Below are 17730 nucleotides of genomic sequence, written 5' to 3' on the forward strand. Positions count from 1 at the left end.
TCGTCGAATTGATCTGAGCCATTCGTGGAGACATCCAAGAAGCTTCCAACGGACCCGTCCGAGTCGCCCCCGTCGCCCGCCGGGGACGGCGCAGCCGACCCGGAGCGTCTCGTCCAGGGCAACCTGTCGTTTCACGACATCACCGAGATGGTGTCGCGACACGCGGAGAAGAAGGCGCCGCTGGCGTGGTACGTGGCTTTTGGCGTGTCCCTGTCCGGGGCGCTCCTTCTGATTGGACTGCTCGCCTACGTGGTCTGGAACGGGATCGGGGTGTGGGGCAACAACCAGCCCGTCGGCTGGGGCTGGCCGATCGTCAACTTTGTGTTCTGGGTGGGGATCGGCCACGCCGGGACGCTCATCTCCGCGATCCTCTATCTCTTCCGGCAACACTGGCGGACGGCGATCAATCGGGCCGCGGAGGCGATGACGATCTTCGCGGTGATCTGTGCCCTCATCTGGCCGACCTTCCACGTCGGGCGCGTCTGGGCCATCTACTGGACGCTCCCGATTCCGAACCAGATGGCCATGTGGCCGCAGTTTAAGAGCCCACTGCTCTGGGACGTGTTCGCGGTGTCGAGCTACTTCATCGTCTCGACCCTCTTCTGGTACGTGGGGCTCGTGCCCGACCTCGCAACGCTCCGCGACCGCGCGAAGAACTTCTGGCGGCAGCGCATTCTCGCCTTCTTCTCGCTGGGGTGGACGGGCTCGAACCGCCACTGGCGCAACTACGAGAAGGCGTACCTGCTGCTCGCAGGCCTTGCCACGCCGCTCGTGCTGTCGGTTCACTCGGTCGTGTCGTTTGACTTCGCGGTGTCGGTCATCCCGGGGTGGCACACGACGATCTTTCCCCCCTACTTCGTGGCGGGGGCCATCTTCTCCGGCTTCGCCATGGTGGTCACGCTCATGGTAATCACCCGCGAGATCTACGGCCTGAAAAACCTGATCACGATCGACCACCTGGAGAAGATGAACATCATCATCCTGCTGACCGGGTCGATTGTGGGCTTTGCCTACATCACGGAGTTCTTCATGGCCTGGTATTCGGGGGTCGAGTATGAGCAGTATGCCTTTATCAACCGGGCCTTTGGGCCGTACGCCTGGGCATACTGGATCATGATGACCTGCAACCTCATCACCCCGCAGCTCTTCTGGTCGAAGCGGCTGCGGCGCTCCATCCCGGTCATGTTTGCCCTGTCGATCGTGGTGAACATCGGGATGTGGTTCGAGCGGTTCGTGATTACGATCACGTCGCTCCACCGCGACTTCCTGCCGAGCTCGTGGGGCTACTTCACGGCCACCTGGGTCGACATCGGCACGTTCGTGGGGTCGTTTGGGCTCTTCTTCACGCTCTTCCTGCTCTTCCTTCGGTTCGTGCCGATGGTGGCCATGGCGGAGGTGAAGGGCGTGATGCCGGAGGCCGATCCGCACCACTACGACCCTGAGGGCAACGGCCACGCCGAGGGCGACGGCGAGCCCTACATCGCACCGGCGGAGCCGGCCCTGGCGGAGGCGTACCGGAACGACGAGACCGACGCCCCTGAATAGGTGGGTCCCCCACGTTGTACTCATCGCTGTTCTCAATCGAGCATCGCGCGACGCCATGTTTACGCTGATCCAAGACCTGAAGGCGCAGGTGGGGATCTTTGAGAGTGACGCCGATCAGGTCCACGGCCTGCTCGCCGAGTTTCCGGACCCGGGGGCGCTGCTGCACGCCGCGGAGGCGGTCCGGGCAGAGGGCTATCGCCACTTCGACACGCACAGCCCGTTTCCGATCCATGGCATGGACGAGGCGATGGGCCTGGGCAACGCGGTCGGCGTCGGCGTGCTCACGTTTTTTGGGGGGATTACGGGGTGCGTGGTTGCGTACCTCCTGCAGTGGTGGACGGCTGCGGTGGACTACCCGCTCAACATCAGTGGAAAGCCGTTCTTCGCGGTAGAGCCCTCGGTGCCCATCATGTTTGAGCTGACGGTGCTGTTCGCCGCGTTCGGGGCGGTGGCGGGCATGTTCGCGCTGAATGGACTGCCGCGGCCCTACAATCCCCTGTTCTACTCCGACCGCTTCAGGGGCGCGACGGACGACCGCTTCTTTCTGCACATCGCCGCCAGCGACGACGAGTTTGACGTGGAGGACAGCGCTGCGATGCTCCAGCGGCTCGGGGCGCACCACCTTGAGCTCGTTAAGGATGACGGCACGGTCGATGCGTGAGGCCGCCATCGGCCCGTTCCGCTCACACTCTTCTTCGACTTCTCTGCACGACCAATGCGACGCCTGTTCGTTACCGGCTTGATGCTCGTCGCCCTGCTCCTGGCGGGGTGCCGGGGCACCCAGTCGGACAATCCGCCCTTCCACATGAACCTGGACATGGACTTCCAGCCCAAGTTCGGGCCGCAGGAGGCGAACCCGTTCTTCGAGGACGGCGCCGCCATGCGGGCGCCGGTCTCGGGCACGGTGCCGCGGGGCGAGCTCCGGGATAGCTCGGCCCTCTACCAGGGGCGGACGGCGGACGGGGATTACCTCGACCAGATTCCCATTGCGGTCAACCGGAAAGTGTTGAAACGAGGCCGAGAGCAATACGAGATCCAATGCTCGGTCTGTCACGGGAAAACCGGAGACGGGAACGGGGTGATCATGCGGGGGGACTACGGCTACACCCCGGCCTCGAGCTACCACATCGACCGACTCCGGGAGTCGCCGGACGGGTACCTCTACGACGTGATCGCGAACGGCGTGCGCAGCATGCCGGCCTACGGACAGAAGGTGTCCGTGATGGACCGCTGGGCAATCGTCGCGTACATCCGCGCCCTGCAGCGCAGCCAGAATGCCATCCCCGACGATCTGCCACCGGGAGAGCGGGCCGAGCTGGGCGCAGGGCCCGGGGACGGCGCCACGGCGCAGGCCAGCACGGAGTAGTGCTTGGCTTCGCCGCATCCCCACGGCCCCATTGCCCGGACTTCCGAACCGACTTTTCGAAGGGCCCTTGTGGCTCCGAATTGACGTCTCAACGCCATGCCCGATTCCATCAATCGTAGTTCCCTTCTGAAGTGGCTGGTCGATCCGGTCCAGTCAACGAGCGGCGTCGCAAAGCGGGCCTATCGGTTCGTGGGGGACCGGCGCGCCTGGCTCGTGCCGATGGCCCTGGGGGTTGCACTCCTGGCAATTAGCCTCCTGGGGCTCTGGGAGAGCCCGGACGACTTCTTCTTTGCCTACCTGGTGGGGTGGTCATTTCTGCTGACCACGGCCCTGGGGGGGCTCTTCTTCCTGGTCTTCAACCACCTCACGCGAGCGCACTGGAGCGTGGTCGTCAATCGCATCAATGAGGCCCTGGTGTGGGCATTCCCGTTGCTTCTTCTGTTGGGGCTGCCATTGCTGTTTGGAATGCACGACCTGTACCACTGGACGCACGCGGGGCTCTACGACCCGGGCAGTCCCCAGTACGACGAAATTTTGGCGGGGAAGCGGGCGTACCTGAACACGCCGTTCTGGTTGGTCCGGATGGGGGTGTACTTTGCGGTGTGGACGTTCATCTCGTACCGCCTCTACACCCTCTCGCTCCGGCAGGACGTGCGCGCTGATCCCGAGATTCCGGCGGCGCTGCGAAGCACCAGCGCCTGGGGGCTCCCGCTCCTGGCAGTCACCACGGCCTTCGCCAGCTACGACATTCTGATGTCCACCGACCCCCACTGGTTCTCGACCATCTTTGGGGTCTACTTCTTCTCCGGAGGGGCCCTGGGGGCCGTCGCTACGATTACGCTCGTTTCGCTTTTGCTGCAACGAACCGGAGGGCTGCTCCAGGGCGTCATCACGCCGGAGCACTACCATGACCTGGGCAAGTATCTCTTCGGCTTCGTGATCTTCTGGGCGTACATCGCCTTCAGTCAGTACATGCTGTACTGGTATGGGGGCATTCCGGAAGAGACGGTGTGGTTCCAGCACCGGCTACAGGGCGGCTGGGCCTGGCACAGCGCCGCCCTCGTGGTCTTCCACTTCCTCATTCCGTTCTTGATGTTGCTGCCCCAGGCGACGAAGCGGGCCGGAACGGTGATGGCCGTGCTGTCCGTGTGGCTGCTCGGCATGCACTGGTTTGATCTGCACTGGGTGGTGCTCCCGGTGCTTCGGGAGAGCGGGGGCTTTCACTGGCTCGACTTTACGTGCTGGTTGGGATTGACGGGAATCTTTGCCGGGGGGTTGATGTATCGGCTCAGCCGACACCCCCTCGTACCCCAGGGCCACCCGTCCCTGCACGACTCGCTCCAGTTCGAAAACATGCAATGACTGAGGTGTGGGCTCGTCTTGACAGGACTGGGAGCGGAACGAATAGGCTTTTTCGGCGATTTCACTCATCCAGGTGATCCTCCTCCGACTCCCCTGCGTTCGCCCCAAAAGATCAACATAACCATCCCCTTCGTCACATGGCTTCCGACGATACACCGTCCCTGATTACTCCCGTAGACGCTGTTTCGGTCGATGGGGATGAGGTGGTGTACGTCTGGTCCTCTACTGAGGCGGCCGACGCATACCGCCTGCAGGTGGCCGAGACGGCAGGGTTTGACTCCCTCGTCGTGGACGCCGAGGTGGGCGACAAGACCGCGGTGACGGTGGGCAACCAGTTGCCCACAGACGGGCGGACGTTCTTCTGGCGTGTGCTCGTGAAGATGGAGGGCGAGTGGAGCGCGCCGAGTTCTGTGGAGAGTTTCGTTGCGACCACGGCGGCGGACGCCGAGCAAGGGCCTCCCGATGCGTCCGACGAAGAGCCCGTCACGGAGCTTGCCCGCGCCGCTCGTCGAGAGGCGACCGCCACCGAGACCTTCGACCTTGAGGATCAAGTCGAAAAGGAAAAGGAGCGCGGCGTGGCGTACGAAGGCGTGGCCGCAACCCAAATTATGGGCGTCTCGGCCTCAATCATTACCGTCGTCCTCGTCGCCATTGCGATCCTGTTCGGGTGGTTTGGGCAGGTCACTCAGAGCGAAGAGCGGGCGTCGGCCAAGCGGATGCAGTACCGCGACATCAAGCAGGCCGAAATGGAGGCTGCGCAGCAGTTGCAGCAGTACGGCGTCGTGGACGAAGAGGCGGGCACCTACCGGATCCCGATCGACCGTGCCATGGATCTCGTCGCGACAGAAGAGTATCGGAAGCGGCAACCGTCGGAATGATGAGTCGGGCGGCAGGCATGGGGCACGAGGGCCACTCTTGCACAGCGGTGCGCGACACCTTATCGGCCGCCCTTTTGACATGAGGCAGCGATTCGTCTCCACCAACGACCAATCACGACATGGGTGATTTTTGGCTTCCCGAAGCGGCGTCCACAATGGCGCCGAAGATTGACAGTCTATTTACCTTCGTCAACGTCGTGAGTGGGGTTCTCCTCGTCGGCGTGGTCACGGCGATGCTCTGGTTCATGTATCGGTATCGCCGTCAAGACCCGGCGGAGCGGCCCAGTCCCGTTAAGGAGAGCAAGCTACTTGAGATCTCCTGGATTGTGATCCCCACAATCCTCGTCCTGCTCGTCTTCAACTGGGGGTTCAAGTCGTTCGTGGCGCAGAAGACGATTCCGGACAACGCCTATGAGATTCAGGTCCAGGCACGATCGTGGGGGTGGTCGTTCGAGTACCCGAACGGCGTCACGACGGACACCCTGTATGTGCCGGCCGACGAGCCGGTGAAGACCACCATGAGCAGCCAGGACGTGATTCATAGCTTCTACGTCCCGGCGTTTCGGGTAAAGCAGGACGTGCTGCCCAACCGGTACACCTCCGTCTGGTTTGAAGCGACCAAGGAGGGGGCCTACGACCTGTTCTGCACCGAGTACTGTGGCCGGAACCATTCTGAAATGGACGCGGAGGTGAAGGTTGTCTCGCGGGCCCGGTTCGACGAATGGCTAGAAAGTGCCGGGACGCCGGACGACATTCCGCTGCCGAAGCTGGGGGAGAAGCTCTACACCCAGCAGGGATGCCAAGGGTGTCACAGCCTGGATGGCTCCGAGATGGTGGGGCCCTCGTGGAAGGGGCTTTACGGAAAAACGGAACACAAAATGGCTGATGGATCGACGGTGACGGCAGACGCGAACTACCTTCGAGAGTCCATCCTGCAGTCCGGGGCGAAGGTCGTGGACGGGTACCAGAACGTCATGCCGTCGTACGCCAGTCTCTCGGAGCGCGAGGTGTCCGGGCTCGTTGAGTTCATCAAGGAGCAGAGCGACAAGGAGCTGTCCGAGGAGTAACGATGAGAGCCCGTTGGGCCCTTGCTGCGGCCCCACCGTCATCGTGTATGCTTGTTACACATCAGACTGAGACGCTATGAGCACGACCACACAAGACGCCCCGGTCGAGCAGGCAGGGCCCGATGAGGAGGAAACCAACTACCTCAACCACGAGACGAGCATCTGGTCGTGGTTGACGACGAAAGACCACAAGCGCATTGGGGTTCTCTACTGCATTTCTCTGGCCGTGGTCTTTCTCGTGGCCGGGGTGCTGGCGCTCCTCATGCGGGCTGAGCTGTCGGGTTCCGGGCAGACCCTGATGGGCAATGACACCTACAATCAGGTGTTCACGATGCACGGCATCCTGATGGTCTTCCTCTTTCTGGTGCCGTCCATCCCGGCGATTCTGGGGAACTTCGTGCTGCCCCTCCAGATCGGGGCGAAGGACGTGGCCTTTCCGCGGCTCAACCTTGCCTCGTGGTACGTGTACTTGGCCGGGGCCGCCTTCACAATCACGGCCCTTCTGACGGGCGGGGTGGACACCGGGTGGACGTTTTACACGCCGTACTCTGCGTCCACGGGCGGGGGGGTGCTCTGGATGACGTCGGCCATCTTCGTCGCCGGCTTCGCCAACATCTTCACGGGGCTGAACTTCATCGTGACGATCCATAAGATGCGGGCGCCGGGCATGACCTGGAATCGGCTGCCCCTCTTCGTGTGGGGCATGTACGCCACGAGCATCGTGCAGGTGCTGGCGACCCCGGTCATCGGCATCACAATGGTGCTTCTCATTCTGGAGCAGACGCTTCAGATTGGCATCTTCGACCCGGCCCTCGGGGGCGACCCGGTGCTGTTCCAGCACTTCTTTTGGTTCTACAGCCACCCGGCGGTCTACATCATGATCCTGCCGGCCTTCGGCATCCTGTCGGAGCTGATTGCGACCTTCTCCCGCTCGCGGATCTTCGGGTACCGGGCGATTGCCCTCTCGTCGGTCGCGATCGCGATGCTCGGCTTCCTGGTGTGGGGGCACCACATGTTCGTGAGTGGCCAGTCCGCCATCTCCTCCATCGTCTTCTCGCTCATCACGTACCTCATTGGCATTCCGTCTGGCATCAAGGTCTTCAACTGGGTGGCGACCCTGTACAAGGGCTCTATCTGGCTGCAAACCCCGATGCTGTACGCGTTGGGCTTCCTGTTCATGTTCACGATCGGCGGCTTCACGGGCATCATGGTGGGGGTGCTCTCGGTGGATGTGCACCTGCACGACACCTACTACGTGGTGGGCCACTTCCACTACGTGATGATGGGCGGGTCCGTGGTCGCCCTCTTGGGGGGAATGCACTACTGGTGGCCGAAGATCACGGGCCGCATGTACAACGAGACGCTCGGCAAAATCGCGGCCGGGCTCGTCTTCGTCGGGTTCAACCTGACCTTCTTCCCGCAGCTGGTGCTTGGCGCGCGCGGAATGCCCCGCCGCTACGCGAACTACGCGGAGCGCTTTGCGGGCCTGCATCAGCTTTCGACCGTCGGGTCCCAGATCCTGGGACTGGGCCTCTTCCTGATTCTCGGATACGCCTTGTGGTCCCTCGCGTACGGAGAGAAGGCCCCGGCCAATCCCTGGGGGGCGACCACGCTCGAGTGGACCAACACCACGGCCGTCCCGATCCATCACAACTTTGAGCGGATCCCCCTCGTCACGCGGGGCCCGTACGACTTCCACCTCGCCGACGAGGTGTTTGGCGGCGGAGACGGAGAAGCCCTTAGCGATGACGTGCCCCAGATTCCGGACCCGGCGCCCTCGGCCCCGTCCGAGACGGACCCCACAGAATCGGCCGGTGTGTAAGTAGCGGCCCTACGCTTGTCTCACGACACCTCCCGACCCATGGCAACGGAAACAGCCCCGGCCCCCACCGAGAGGGAAGAGGCCGAGCACGATCATCACCCCGAGCACCTGCAACACCACTTTGTCTCGTCGAAGCAGCAGTTCGACTCGGCGAAGCTTGGAATGTGGGTCTTTCTGATTACTGAGGTGCTGCTCTTCAGCGGCATGTTCGTCGCCTACGCCGTCTTTCGCCAGTGGAACCCTGACGTGTTTGCGGCGGCCAGTGGAACGCTTGACCAAGCGATGGGGGCGGCCAACACCGTCGTGCTCCTTACCTCGTCCCTGACGGTGGCCCTCGCCATTCATGCCATCAAGCAGGACAGGGTGCAGCGGTGCATCTACTACCTTCTGGGGACGCTCGGGCTCGCAGGGGGGTTTATGGTGGTCAAGTACTTCGAGTACATGGCCAAGTTTGAACACGGGGTCTTCCCCGGTGCGGCCTTCGACCCGCACGGGGCCCACTACGAACACCTGGCCGAGATGACCGCGGCGCCTCAATTCTTTAGCATCTACTTCGTGATGACGGGCATCCACGGGGTGCACGTCATCATCGGCATGATCGTCATCGGCGTGCTCGCGCTCATGGCGTGGCGCGGCTCATTCAGCAGTGAATGGTACACGCCCGTGGAGCTTACAGGGCTCTACTGGCACCTCGTAGACATCGTCTGGATTTTTCTCTTCCCGCTTCTCTATCTCATCTAGAGGAGACAGCTCGCGTTTGCGGTTGCCACGTCGACACCATCGAGTTTTGAAGCTTCCTTTGCATCCATGGCTCACGACGGCCCCCACATCGTTCCCAAGTCCATTCTCCTGAAGGTATTCGGGGCGCTCATCGTCCTAACGGGCCTGACGGTGGGGGTGGCCTACGTTCCCCTTGGGCCCCTGACGGTGCCCGTTGCCCTCGGCATCGCGGGACTCAAGGCCACACTCGTGGTGCTCTTCTTCATGCACCTGAAGTACGACAACCCGGTCAACGCCCTGACCTTCACGATCGGAACGATCTTCGTCGTCGTGTTCGTCACCATCACGCTGCTCGACACGGCGTTCCGGGGCGACCTGGGGAACGTGACGGCACAGACGGTACAGGAGATTCAGGCCGAGCAGGAGCGTGCACAGCAGCGCCAGGATGCGATCCCGTCAGACTCGCTGCGGATTGCTCCCTCGGACTATCCCAACCAGGACCGAGGGGCGAGTATGGAGTCCGATGAGGGGTCGTAGGTGCAGCAGTGCCTTCCGCTTCGAAGGCGTAGATATGTGACACGACGCACACGAACTTCTTCGGTCCTTTAGGGTATCACGAAGCAGAGCAGTCTAGAGGGGGGCAATCCGCTGGGGCTTCGGTTTCGTTTCGACTACACGGGGCTGCCGCCACTGCCCATGGTTCTTCTGTTCGCTGGACTCGTCGGGGTCACCTTCTTCGCGCTGCTGGTGTGGGCCGGTACCATGGTGTATCGGCTGTACAACCCCGAGCATCCCCGCCCTTTTCATGAGCATCCCGTTGTGCAACGGGAGCGAGCCACCGCAGAGGGGGAGCACGTGTCGGTCGGGGTGCGCGAGATCCGGGCCGATCGGCGTCGGGCCCATCGGGACGCAGAGACCCAGCGTGAGTATGTGTGGGGACGATCAGAGGACATCCCGGAGGCGTGGCGCGAGGATCTGTGGACCCGTCGCAACTGAGCGGAACGGGCTGGACGCGCTACGACCCGGAATCCATGTGTTTCTGTAGACACGTGGCAACGGCCCGGTAGAGCGCCTGCTGGTCCGTGGAGGGGGCCGCGTCCCCGTGGGCCCGGCCGGTAATGCCCTTTGCGATGTGACACGGGGTGCCGTGCTGGGCTGCCACGTAGGCCACGGCGTATCCGGTCGCGTCCCGCATGTCCGCAATGCGTTCCCAGTAGCCTGGCTCGTCGGCGTCCTCCCGCACGTGATCCTGGGAAACGAGGGTGCCCTCTGCCTCGAGGTCGAAGGGAGACTCGAGTGGCATGCGGGGATAGTCCGGCGCTTCCAGCTCCACGCGGTCGCCCTCCAGGACGAACGTTGCGCCCACCACCGTCCCTACCTCGAGCTCGTCGGCAAGCGCAACCGCCCCGCCCGCGTGCACGAGCGTGTCGAGGTCGTGCTCGTGGAGAAGACGCCTGGTCCCGAGGGCAGCCTTGATCTTGCCCGGACCCACCACGGCGATGACCTGCTCCTCCGTTTCTAGATGGGCTCCCTCCTCCAGTTCTCCAAACCGTTCCCCAGTGTATTGCTCCACAAAGGGAGCTGCTTCGTGAGGTGTAGAAAATATAACTCCGAGCATCGAACACCCTTCATTTTGGAAAGTATCACGGCTAACGCATAGCAGCGTCCGGGTCCAATCAAGCGAATTTGCAAACGAATGTCACGGATCGCATGAAGGTTACCGAGCATTTCGATCATGAGTCCGAGCCACTGATCTCCTATGAGATCATCCCTCCCAAGCGAGGCGGGTCGGCAGACCAGATGCTGAACGTAGTTGAGGAGCTCATGCCCTACGACCCGCCGTTTATCGATGTTACCAGCCACTCGGCGGAGGCAGAGTACAAGCAGAAGGACGACGGAACCTGGACCCGCTGCGTGAAACGGAAGCGGCCAGGGACGATCGGTCTCTGTGCCGCCATTGAGGCGCGCTTTGACATCGATACGGTGCCTCACATCCTCTGCAAGGGATTTACACGGGAGGAAACGGAGGACGCCCTCATTGAGCTTAACTACCTCGGGGTCGAGAACGTGCTGGCCATTCGAGGAGACGACAACGGCTACGAGAAGTCCATCACGGGCAACCGGTCACGCAACGAGCACGCGGTTGACCTCGTGCGGCAGATCCAGGACATGAACGACGGGGTGTACCTGGAGGACCTCATGGATGCCGAGCCGACGGACTTCTGTGTGGGAATAGGGGGCTATCCGGAAACGCACTTCGAAGCCCCGAATCTGGCCTGGGACATCATGCGGCTTAAGGAACAGGTGGACGCCGGGGCCGACTACATCGTGACGCAAATGTTTTTCAACAACGAGTACTTCTTCAACTTCGTAGACAAGTGCCGGGAGGTGGGCATCGACGTGCCCATCGTGCCCGGCCTTAAAATTCTGAAGCGCAAACGTCACCTGCGCCTCCTGCCGAAGCACTTCCACACAGAGATCCCGGAGGAACTTGCCGCGGAGGTGGACGCGGCCGATCCCGACGATGTAGAACGCATTGGGGTCAACTGGGCAATTCGGCAGGCTCGAGAGCTGATGGAGGCCGGGGCCCCAGGCATTCACTTCTACATTATGTCGAGTGCGGACACGGTCAAAAAGGTCGTGGAGCCCATGCGCGGAGAAGTGGCGTAGATGAGTGCTCCCATCACGCCTTCTGATGGACACTCAGACAGAAAAAACGGGCTCAGCGGCCGAGGGCCGTCGCCGAGCCCGTCTTCTCATGGTGACTATCGGTGTGCGTCCTTGTCTTTGCTACGGAGCTTGGCCTTGTATTTTTCAAGCTGCCGGCGCAGGTGGTCAATGCATAGGTTGATTGCCTTCTCGTGGCTGCTTGCCGAGTCCTCGGCCGAAAGCCGTTTCTGGTACACGTCGATGTTCATCGAGGCGGTCTTGTTCTCGGCGGGGGAGTTGTCTTCTCCAAGGATGACGTGGGCGCTCGTAATCCCGTCGTAGAACTGCTCCAGCTTGGCAGTTCGCTCCCGAGCGTACTCCTGGACACGGTCGCTCACGTCAACGTGACGCGTCGTGACTTGGGTCTGAAAGGCCATAGGACGGTCCCTCTGTTGTGAGTGGGTAGACGAGACAGCTCCCCGCCGCTCCCCAATGCCTGAGGGGATATTTTCACATTCTGAGATGCGGGGAATGGTTCCATGAACTCGGCCGACGAAGGTGCCGGAAGGCTGCCCGGCGTGCCCTCAGAGGCGAGCCCCTCAAGGGCGAGTGTTAAACGGTCAGGAGGACGGCGTTGACAGGACGGCATCGAGGTACCGGTCTTCCTTCTCCCGCATTGTGGACTGTCCCGACGGCTGTGCGTCGTCGTACCCGATGAGATGCAGGAGGCCGTGGACGACGTACCGATAGGCCTCGCGCTCAAATGAGGTGTCGAACTCGTCGTGGCGCTCGGCCGCCGTGTCTAAATCCACGTACACCTCCCCTTCGACTTCATCGTCGGAGGAGGCAGCAGGCGCGGGGCCCTCGTGGAGCGAAAACGAGAGGACATCCGTGTCGTAGTCGTGATCAAGGTACGACCGGTTCAGGCGCCCAACCGTATCGTGGTCGGTGAGCACCAGACTCAGATGCGCCAGTGACGCCTCCTCCGCGGTCACCACGTGGTCGATGATACGCCGAAGGGTTTCGGCGTCGAGCTGACGGGCGGGGTGGTCCTGCTCAATCGAAAGCGGCTCCGGATACTCGGGGGACACAGTGCCAGATGGGGGAGGGGACGGAAGAAACGAGCGAGGGGCTACCACGAAGATCCCGAAGAGGATCCGCTGCTGGACGGGGACGGGTCGACCGTGGCGGTGGGGTCCACATCCGCGGGTGTGAGCGCCGGCTCGTCCTCGGCCTCCGGGGAAGACGCTTCTTCTTCGTCCAGTGGCGTCACCTCCAGGGCGTGGAGGCCCTTCGGTCCATCGTTCAGCTCAAATTGGACGTGCTGATCGCTCTTCAGGGTTTTGAAGTCGTCGTCCGACTGGATGTTCGAGTAGTGTACAAAGACATCTTCGCCATCGCCGGGATGGAGAATAAACCCGTACCCCTTCTTGGCGTCGAACCACTTGACTGTGCTTGTCTTCATGATGTCGATTCAATCGTAATGACTGGATCGTCCTAAACGATGCGTCCGCGTCGGGCAAGAGGTCGTATGAAGCCCCAACACTGCGTCCCGGGACGTTGGCGGACGTGTCGCAGAGTGTGAAGAGAGTCCCAGGGAGAGTCGGAACCGGTCATACAAAGCCACTCGCGCGGTTCCTCACAGGGTGAACGACGGGTGCCACAACGCACTCACTGCCGCTAAATATAGTCTGGGACGGTCCCTCTGTCAAGGCACGGTGGATTTCTGAACGAGATGCGGCCGTAGCGAGGGGGGCTCCAGGTGAGGAGCGGCCGGTGAAGCTCGGCCCGCGCAAATCCCGACCCGGGAGGGGCGGGCAGGAGGGGCTCCGGCCCGGGGGCATCGGGCAGAAAGAAGGCCCTCCCTACTCGCCAGGGGGAGACGAGGGCAGAGCAGGCTCCTGAGACGGAGCGCTGGAAGGGGCGCCGGGCACTGCGGGCATCTGCGACGGTCCGCGGGCCGAGTCGCTGGCTAGGCCGTACGCCTGACGGACCCGGGCGGGAACCTGGAATGATGCGTTGGCCAGCACCTGTTCAAGTTTCCGGTCGAAGGCCTCCACGGCATTCGTTTGGTTGGCCTTGAGGTACGAAGACCGCACCCGACCCGCGTACTGGAGGGCACGGCTGAACCGACGACGAGAGCCGGCCGACCGGAGCTGGGCCAGGACCATCGGCTCCGCATCGGCCAGGAGACGGGCCACCCGGTCGGTGCTGCCCAGGCTCTGGTACGCCTGAGCCGTGAAAAAGAGCGTCTGCATGTCGGCCGGAATTGTGGCAAACGGAACGGCCTCCGTAAAGTCGTTCAGGAGCTGTTCGGCGGTATCCGGACGGTCCTGCTGGCCCAGTTGCTCAGCCGCATGGGCGTAGTGCAGGCGATAGCCATCCACCATCCGCCGTGCATTCTCGTTGTAGTAGACGGTTGAATCGTTGAGGTTCGTAAACCGGAAGTTTGCCAGGCGCTCGTCGGTCAGGCCCGGGATCACCCGCCCCAGAGGCTTCTTGTGCTTGATGGGAAGCACGCGGTAGGCCTGGCCCTCCAGCTGAAAGTAGTTGCTGAGGTTCAGCTGCCCGGAGCGCGCCACCGTCACGGCAAAATAGAGGGGACGGTCCCATCCGTTCTGCGCGTTGGTCCGCAACATGTCGTAGGTGACCACGTCGGCGGTCTGCAGGATGCGCGTGTCCTGCTGGAACGGACGTCCCTTCAGTGTCCATGTCATCGGGCGTTCGAGGCGCGAGGCACTGGCCGAGTCGGGAAGGTAGGCGGAGAGCTCGGACTGGAGGGCGTCGGTGTCCACCGGCAGTTTCATTTGCTTCGGCTTCCAGCGCCGGTAGCCCAACTGGTCGATCTCGTCCTCCGACAGGGAGATGGGCAGGGGCGCCGACTCGTATGCGGTCTCGTTTTTGAGCTGGCGCACGTACCACTTCGTGTTCAGAAGTGATAGGTTGACCACCCGGACGTCTTTGCGTACTCCTTCGACGGTCTGCAGGTACCACAACGGGTAGGTGTCGTTGTCCCCGTTGGTAAACAGGATGCCGTTCTCCTCGATGCTGGTCAGCATGTTGTGTGCGTAGTCGCGCGGCACGTAGTTCTCGGAGCGGTCGTGGTCGCCGTAGTTTTCTAGCGTCATCCAGCCGGGGACGGCCAGAAAGAGCAGCAGCCCGGCCCCGAGGGCGGGCATCAGTCGGGCCATTTGTGAAAGCGAATCTCGGACCGACTCGTAGGCCATCTGCATCAGGCCCCCGGCCCCGATGCCGATCCAGAGGCTGAAGGCGAAGAAGCTGCCGACGTACGAGTAGTGCCGCTCGCGCGGCTGCATCGGCGCTTGGTTCAGGTAGATGATAATGCCGATGCCTGTGATAAAGAACAGCACAAAGACGCTAAACGCCCGTCGCCAGTCGCGGCCGAAGTGGTAGAAGGCGCCGAACAGCCCCAAGAGGAGGGGAAGGGCAAAGTACACGTTCCGCGACTCCTTCTCGCTCGGCGTCTCTAGGGATTGGGGGTTGGCGTGCTGGTCGAGCCCCGGGATGCCGGTGATCCAGGGCGCCCCCTGCACGTCGCTCGCCCGCCCGGAGAAGTTCCAGAGGAAGTACCGGACGTACATGTGCCCCACCTGGTAATCGAGAAAGAACTCCAGGTCGGAGTCGTATCGCTCGTAGACGTTCCAGTGCTGGGGGTCTACAGAGTGACGTCGCGGAAAGAGCGTCGATTCACCGTTGCGGCGACTGACCTGCCCGGATTCGTCGTCGAACGTCACGCCCTGCAGGAGCGGCGTATTGCCGTACTGCTCCCGCTCCAGGTACGAGATGAAGTTTTCGATGGTGTCCGGGTCGTTCATGTCGATTGGCGGGTCGGTTGCGCTCCGGACGAAGACGAGCGCATACGACGCGTAGCCGATGAAGATGACCGTCACGCACATAAAGGCCAGGTTCGCCGCCGGCATGCGCCGCTGGTGCGTGGCGTAGATCCCGTAGGCCAGAATGAGGGCGAGCACGGTTGCGGTCAGGAACGGGGCCCCGACGGAGGCGAAGAGGCTGGGCAGCCCCACGATGAGGCCCGGGTAGATGGTGAAGAACAGGACAGAGGCAAGGGCCCCGGCGCCCACGATGCGAAGCCAGCGCTGGCGGGAGGTCCAGTGCTCGCGGTCGAACTCGGTGAAGAAGACGATGAAGGCGACGAAGAAGAACGCGAGCAGGCTCAGGAGGTGGACCCCGGTGGCCATGCCGAAGAGGAAGGCAATGACGACGAGGTAGCGGTTCGCGTTGAGCTGAAACGGCTGCCGGCTGCCGCCCTGCCGGGCTTCCTCGGCGCGGGCCACGCTGCTCCATCGCAGGACGAGCCACACGACCAGCGCGGTAAAGAAGGTGGAGAGGGCGTACACCTCGGCGATGCCTGCGTTGAACCAGAAGGAGTCGCTCACCGAAAAGGCCACGGCGCCGATGACCCCACTGGCGAGAGAGATGGCGTAGGGCCCCGTGTCGAGTTCGCTCCGGTCCCCCTGCCATCGACGTACGAGGCGGACGATGACAAGGTGGGCGAGCAGGACGGTGCCGGCGCTGGCCAGGACGGAGAGCAGGTTGACGGCCAGGGCGACGGTTTCCTGCGATGGGGCCAGCATGGAGAAGAGCCGGCCCAGGAGCAGGTAGAACGGCGCTCCTGGCGGGTGCATCACCTGAAGTGTGTAGACGCTCGCGATGCGCTCCCCAGGGTCCCAGAACGAGACGGTCGGCGCAACGGTCGCCAGGTACAGGCCGAGCGCCCAGAGAAAGACGAGCCCGGCGGTAAGACGGTCGATCCTCTTCCGATTCATCCTAACGGGAAGGCACTGGTGTCGAGAAGCACGAGAATGCAAGAAGGTACAGGGGAGCGTCGTGGTGAATCAAAGATCGGGGCTACCAGTCTGCGCTCGTCGCGTCGAGGAGCCCCTGAATGGTGTCCATTTCCATCTCGCCGTAGTTCAAGGCGAAGGCGAGTTCTCCGTTGCCGTGGAAGATCCAGGTGGAGGGGACCCAAGTGACCGGGAGCCCCAGGAACGAATGGCGTCGGTTCTCCTCCTGGTCGCTGGGGCCCAGGTCCGGCTGGGTCACCTCGGCGACCCGATCTGGAAGGGAATGCTCGTTTAGCGTCGCGGCCCCGCTTTCGTTGTCGTTCCACACGGTGACGAACGTGAAGGTAACGGCCGGGTTGGCCGCCACGAGGCCGGCCCAGCCATTGTCCAGCTCGTTTTGAGAGTTGGAGCACCAGGGCGCCCAGAAGTGGACCACGTGGAGCCCCTTCTCCTGGATGCGGTCCTGCACAACGGCTTCCGCCTCCGTCGTGGGCGACACCGACACGGCGGGACGTGGGCCAGCAACGGCGGACCGCCTGGCGCGTGCGGCGGACGAGTCGGTCCCCCCGCTCTGGGAGGCCGTGGACGACGGTGTGTCGGCCTTCTCTAGCTGGCCAACCGCACACTCCCCTGGCTCCTCCTGGGCCTGTACGGGACCAGTCGCCACGCAGGCAAGACCTAAGAGCACAAGAACAAGCGATCTCATGGGACGACCGAACCCGGTAGGGTACAGCTTTAAGAATGGGAGTGGATCGCCGGGGGCACTCGGGACGAGTGGGGACGTCGGAGCATTCACGACTTTCCCTGAACAACAACAACGCACTCGCCCCGCACTTTCGTATACCCCGCGAAATACGACCGCACCTCTTCGAGCGTTCCTCGTTCGATCTCTTCGTACGCCTTGGTGATCTCTCGAGCCACGGCGGCCATGCGGTCGGCCCCGAAGTGTTCGATGAGGTCCCCCAGGGTCCGAAGCAGCCGGTGGGGCGACTCGTAGATCACCATGGTCCGCGGTTCGGTTGCCAGCGTGGTCAGGCGAGTCTGGCGTCCCTGCTTCTTGGGCAGAAAGCCCTCAAAGACGAAGCGGTCGCTGGGCAGGGCGCTGGCAGTGAGCGCCGGGATGAGGGCCGTGGGCCCGGGGAGGGCCTGCACCTCGATGTCCTCCGCCCAGCAGGCCCGAGCGATGTAGAAGCCCGGGTCCGAAATGCCCGGCGAGCCCGCATCGCTGATGAGGGCGACATCGCGCCCCACACGCATCCGGGTGATCAACTCCGGGGTTTTCTCGCGCTCATTGTGTTCATGGTAGCTCGTGGTGGGGGTGTCTACGTCATGATGATCCAGAAGGTGGCCGGAGGTTCGAGTGTCCTCACAGGCGATCAGGTCCGCCTCCCGCAGCACCCGGAGGGCCCGCAACGTGATGTCGTCTAGGTTGCCGATTGGGGTGGGCACCAGGTAAAGCATTGGGGACAAGTTGTGCGGAGACGTGTCGAGCGGG

At 62.8% G+C, this 17730-nt stretch carries 18 protein-coding genes; 11 read left to right on the top strand and 7 right to left on the bottom strand.

All coding sequences use genetic code 11. The features are described 5' to 3' along the window. The first annotated feature begins 123 nt into the window (after positions 1-123). The 10 genes from nrfD to B7R93_RS06270 all read left to right on the top strand — a co-directional run bounded on the left by nrfD (position 124) and on the right by B7R93_RS06270 (position 9756). Positions 124-1545, top strand: a complete 1422-nt coding sequence (gene nrfD / locus B7R93_RS06225; protein WP_272482662.1) for an NrfD/PsrC family molybdoenzyme membrane anchor subunit — start codon at positions 124-126, stop codon at positions 1543-1545. Between the two features lie 55 nt (positions 1546-1600). Then, positions 1601-2206, top strand: coding sequence for a DUF3341 domain-containing protein (locus tag B7R93_RS06230; RefSeq protein WP_103019961.1), 606 nt, complete (start codon positions 1601-1603; stop codon positions 2204-2206). Between the two features lie 54 nt (positions 2207-2260). After that, positions 2261-2911 (top strand): c-type cytochrome, encoded by a 651-nt coding sequence (locus tag B7R93_RS06235; RefSeq protein ID WP_103019962.1) that lies wholly within the window; start codon positions 2261-2263, stop codon positions 2909-2911. Between the two features lie 96 nt (positions 2912-3007). Further along, positions 3008-4273 carry a hypothetical protein gene (locus B7R93_RS06240; RefSeq protein ID WP_103019963.1) on the top strand — a complete coding sequence of 422 codons (1266 nt, stop codon included), beginning with the start codon at positions 3008-3010 and terminating at the stop codon, positions 4271-4273. 137 nt (positions 4274-4410) lie between these two features. Next, positions 4411-5151 (top strand): hypothetical protein, encoded by a 741-nt coding sequence (locus B7R93_RS06245; protein ID WP_103019964.1) that lies wholly within the window; start codon positions 4411-4413, stop codon positions 5149-5151. Positions 5152-5270: 119 nt separating this feature from the next. Continuing rightward, complete coding sequence (gene coxB, locus B7R93_RS06250; RefSeq protein WP_103019965.1) at positions 5271-6218, top strand: cytochrome c oxidase subunit II; 948 nt, start codon at positions 5271-5273, stop codon at positions 6216-6218. Positions 6219-6294: 76 nt separating this feature from the next. Beyond that, complete coding sequence (gene ctaD / locus B7R93_RS06255; RefSeq protein ID WP_103019966.1) at positions 6295-8040, top strand: cytochrome c oxidase subunit I; 1746 nt, start codon at positions 6295-6297, stop codon at positions 8038-8040. 39 nt (positions 8041-8079) lie between these two features. After that, the gene (locus B7R93_RS06260) at positions 8080-8781 is read left to right on the top strand and encodes a cytochrome c oxidase subunit 3 family protein (protein ID WP_103019967.1); all 702 of its coding nucleotides are present in this window, start codon (positions 8080-8082) and stop codon (positions 8779-8781) included. A gap of 66 nt (positions 8782-8847) precedes the next feature. After that, positions 8848-9297 (top strand): cytochrome C oxidase subunit IV family protein, encoded by a 450-nt coding sequence (locus B7R93_RS06265; protein ID WP_103019968.1) that lies wholly within the window; start codon positions 8848-8850, stop codon positions 9295-9297. Positions 9298-9456: 159 nt separating this feature from the next. Further along, a complete protein-coding gene (locus tag B7R93_RS06270) occupies positions 9457-9756 on the top strand; it encodes a hypothetical protein (RefSeq protein WP_232798092.1) in 300 nt (99 codons plus the stop codon). Between the two features lie 19 nt (positions 9757-9775). Here B7R93_RS06270 and B7R93_RS06275 read toward each other — a convergent pair whose 3' ends face one another. Next, positions 9776-10378: a phosphorylase family protein gene (locus B7R93_RS06275; RefSeq protein ID WP_103019970.1), complete on the bottom strand. Its 603-nt coding sequence runs from the start codon at positions 10376-10378 to the stop codon at positions 9776-9778. Positions 10379-10470: 92 nt separating this feature from the next. On the opposite strand from B7R93_RS06275, the gene metF reads away from it, so the two are divergent. After that, positions 10471-11430: a methylenetetrahydrofolate reductase [NAD(P)H] gene (metF, locus tag B7R93_RS06280; RefSeq protein WP_103019971.1), complete on the top strand. Its 960-nt coding sequence runs from the start codon at positions 10471-10473 to the stop codon at positions 11428-11430. Between the two features lie 95 nt (positions 11431-11525). Here the strand turns inward: metF and hpf are convergent, their stop codons facing one another. The 6 genes from hpf to rsmI all read right to left on the bottom strand — a co-directional run bounded on the left by hpf (position 11526) and on the right by rsmI (position 17696). Continuing rightward, entirely contained in the window at positions 11526-11846 is a 321-nt protein-coding gene (hpf, locus tag B7R93_RS06285; RefSeq protein ID WP_103019972.1) for a ribosome hibernation-promoting factor, HPF/YfiA family, read from the bottom strand. A gap of 183 nt (positions 11847-12029) precedes the next feature. Beyond that, positions 12030-12500 (bottom strand): rRNA maturation RNase YbeY, encoded by a 471-nt coding sequence (gene ybeY, locus B7R93_RS06290; RefSeq protein WP_103019973.1) that lies wholly within the window; start codon positions 12498-12500, stop codon positions 12030-12032. A 41-nt stretch (positions 12501-12541) separates the two neighbouring features. Beyond that, a complete protein-coding gene (locus B7R93_RS16325) occupies positions 12542-12874 on the bottom strand; it encodes a cold-shock protein (protein WP_103019974.1) in 333 nt (110 codons plus the stop codon). A 400-nt stretch (positions 12875-13274) separates the two neighbouring features. Beyond that, on the bottom strand, positions 13275-16217 hold the full coding sequence (locus tag B7R93_RS06300; protein WP_103019975.1) for a glycosyltransferase family 117 protein: 2943 nt from the start codon (positions 16215-16217) through the stop codon (positions 13275-13277). Between the two features lie 82 nt (positions 16218-16299). Continuing rightward, complete coding sequence (locus tag B7R93_RS06305; protein ID WP_232798095.1) at positions 16300-16941, bottom strand: TlpA family protein disulfide reductase; 642 nt, start codon at positions 16939-16941, stop codon at positions 16300-16302. Positions 16942-17027: 86 nt separating this feature from the next. Then, positions 17028-17696, bottom strand: coding sequence for a 16S rRNA (cytidine(1402)-2'-O)-methyltransferase (rsmI, locus tag B7R93_RS06310; RefSeq protein WP_103019976.1), 669 nt, complete (start codon positions 17694-17696; stop codon positions 17028-17030). Positions 17697-17730: the final 34 nt, after the last annotated feature.

The organism is Salinibacter altiplanensis, assembly GCF_002894645.1.
Classification (GTDB): domain Bacteria; phylum Bacteroidota; class Rhodothermia; order Rhodothermales; family Salinibacteraceae; genus Salinibacter; species Salinibacter altiplanensis.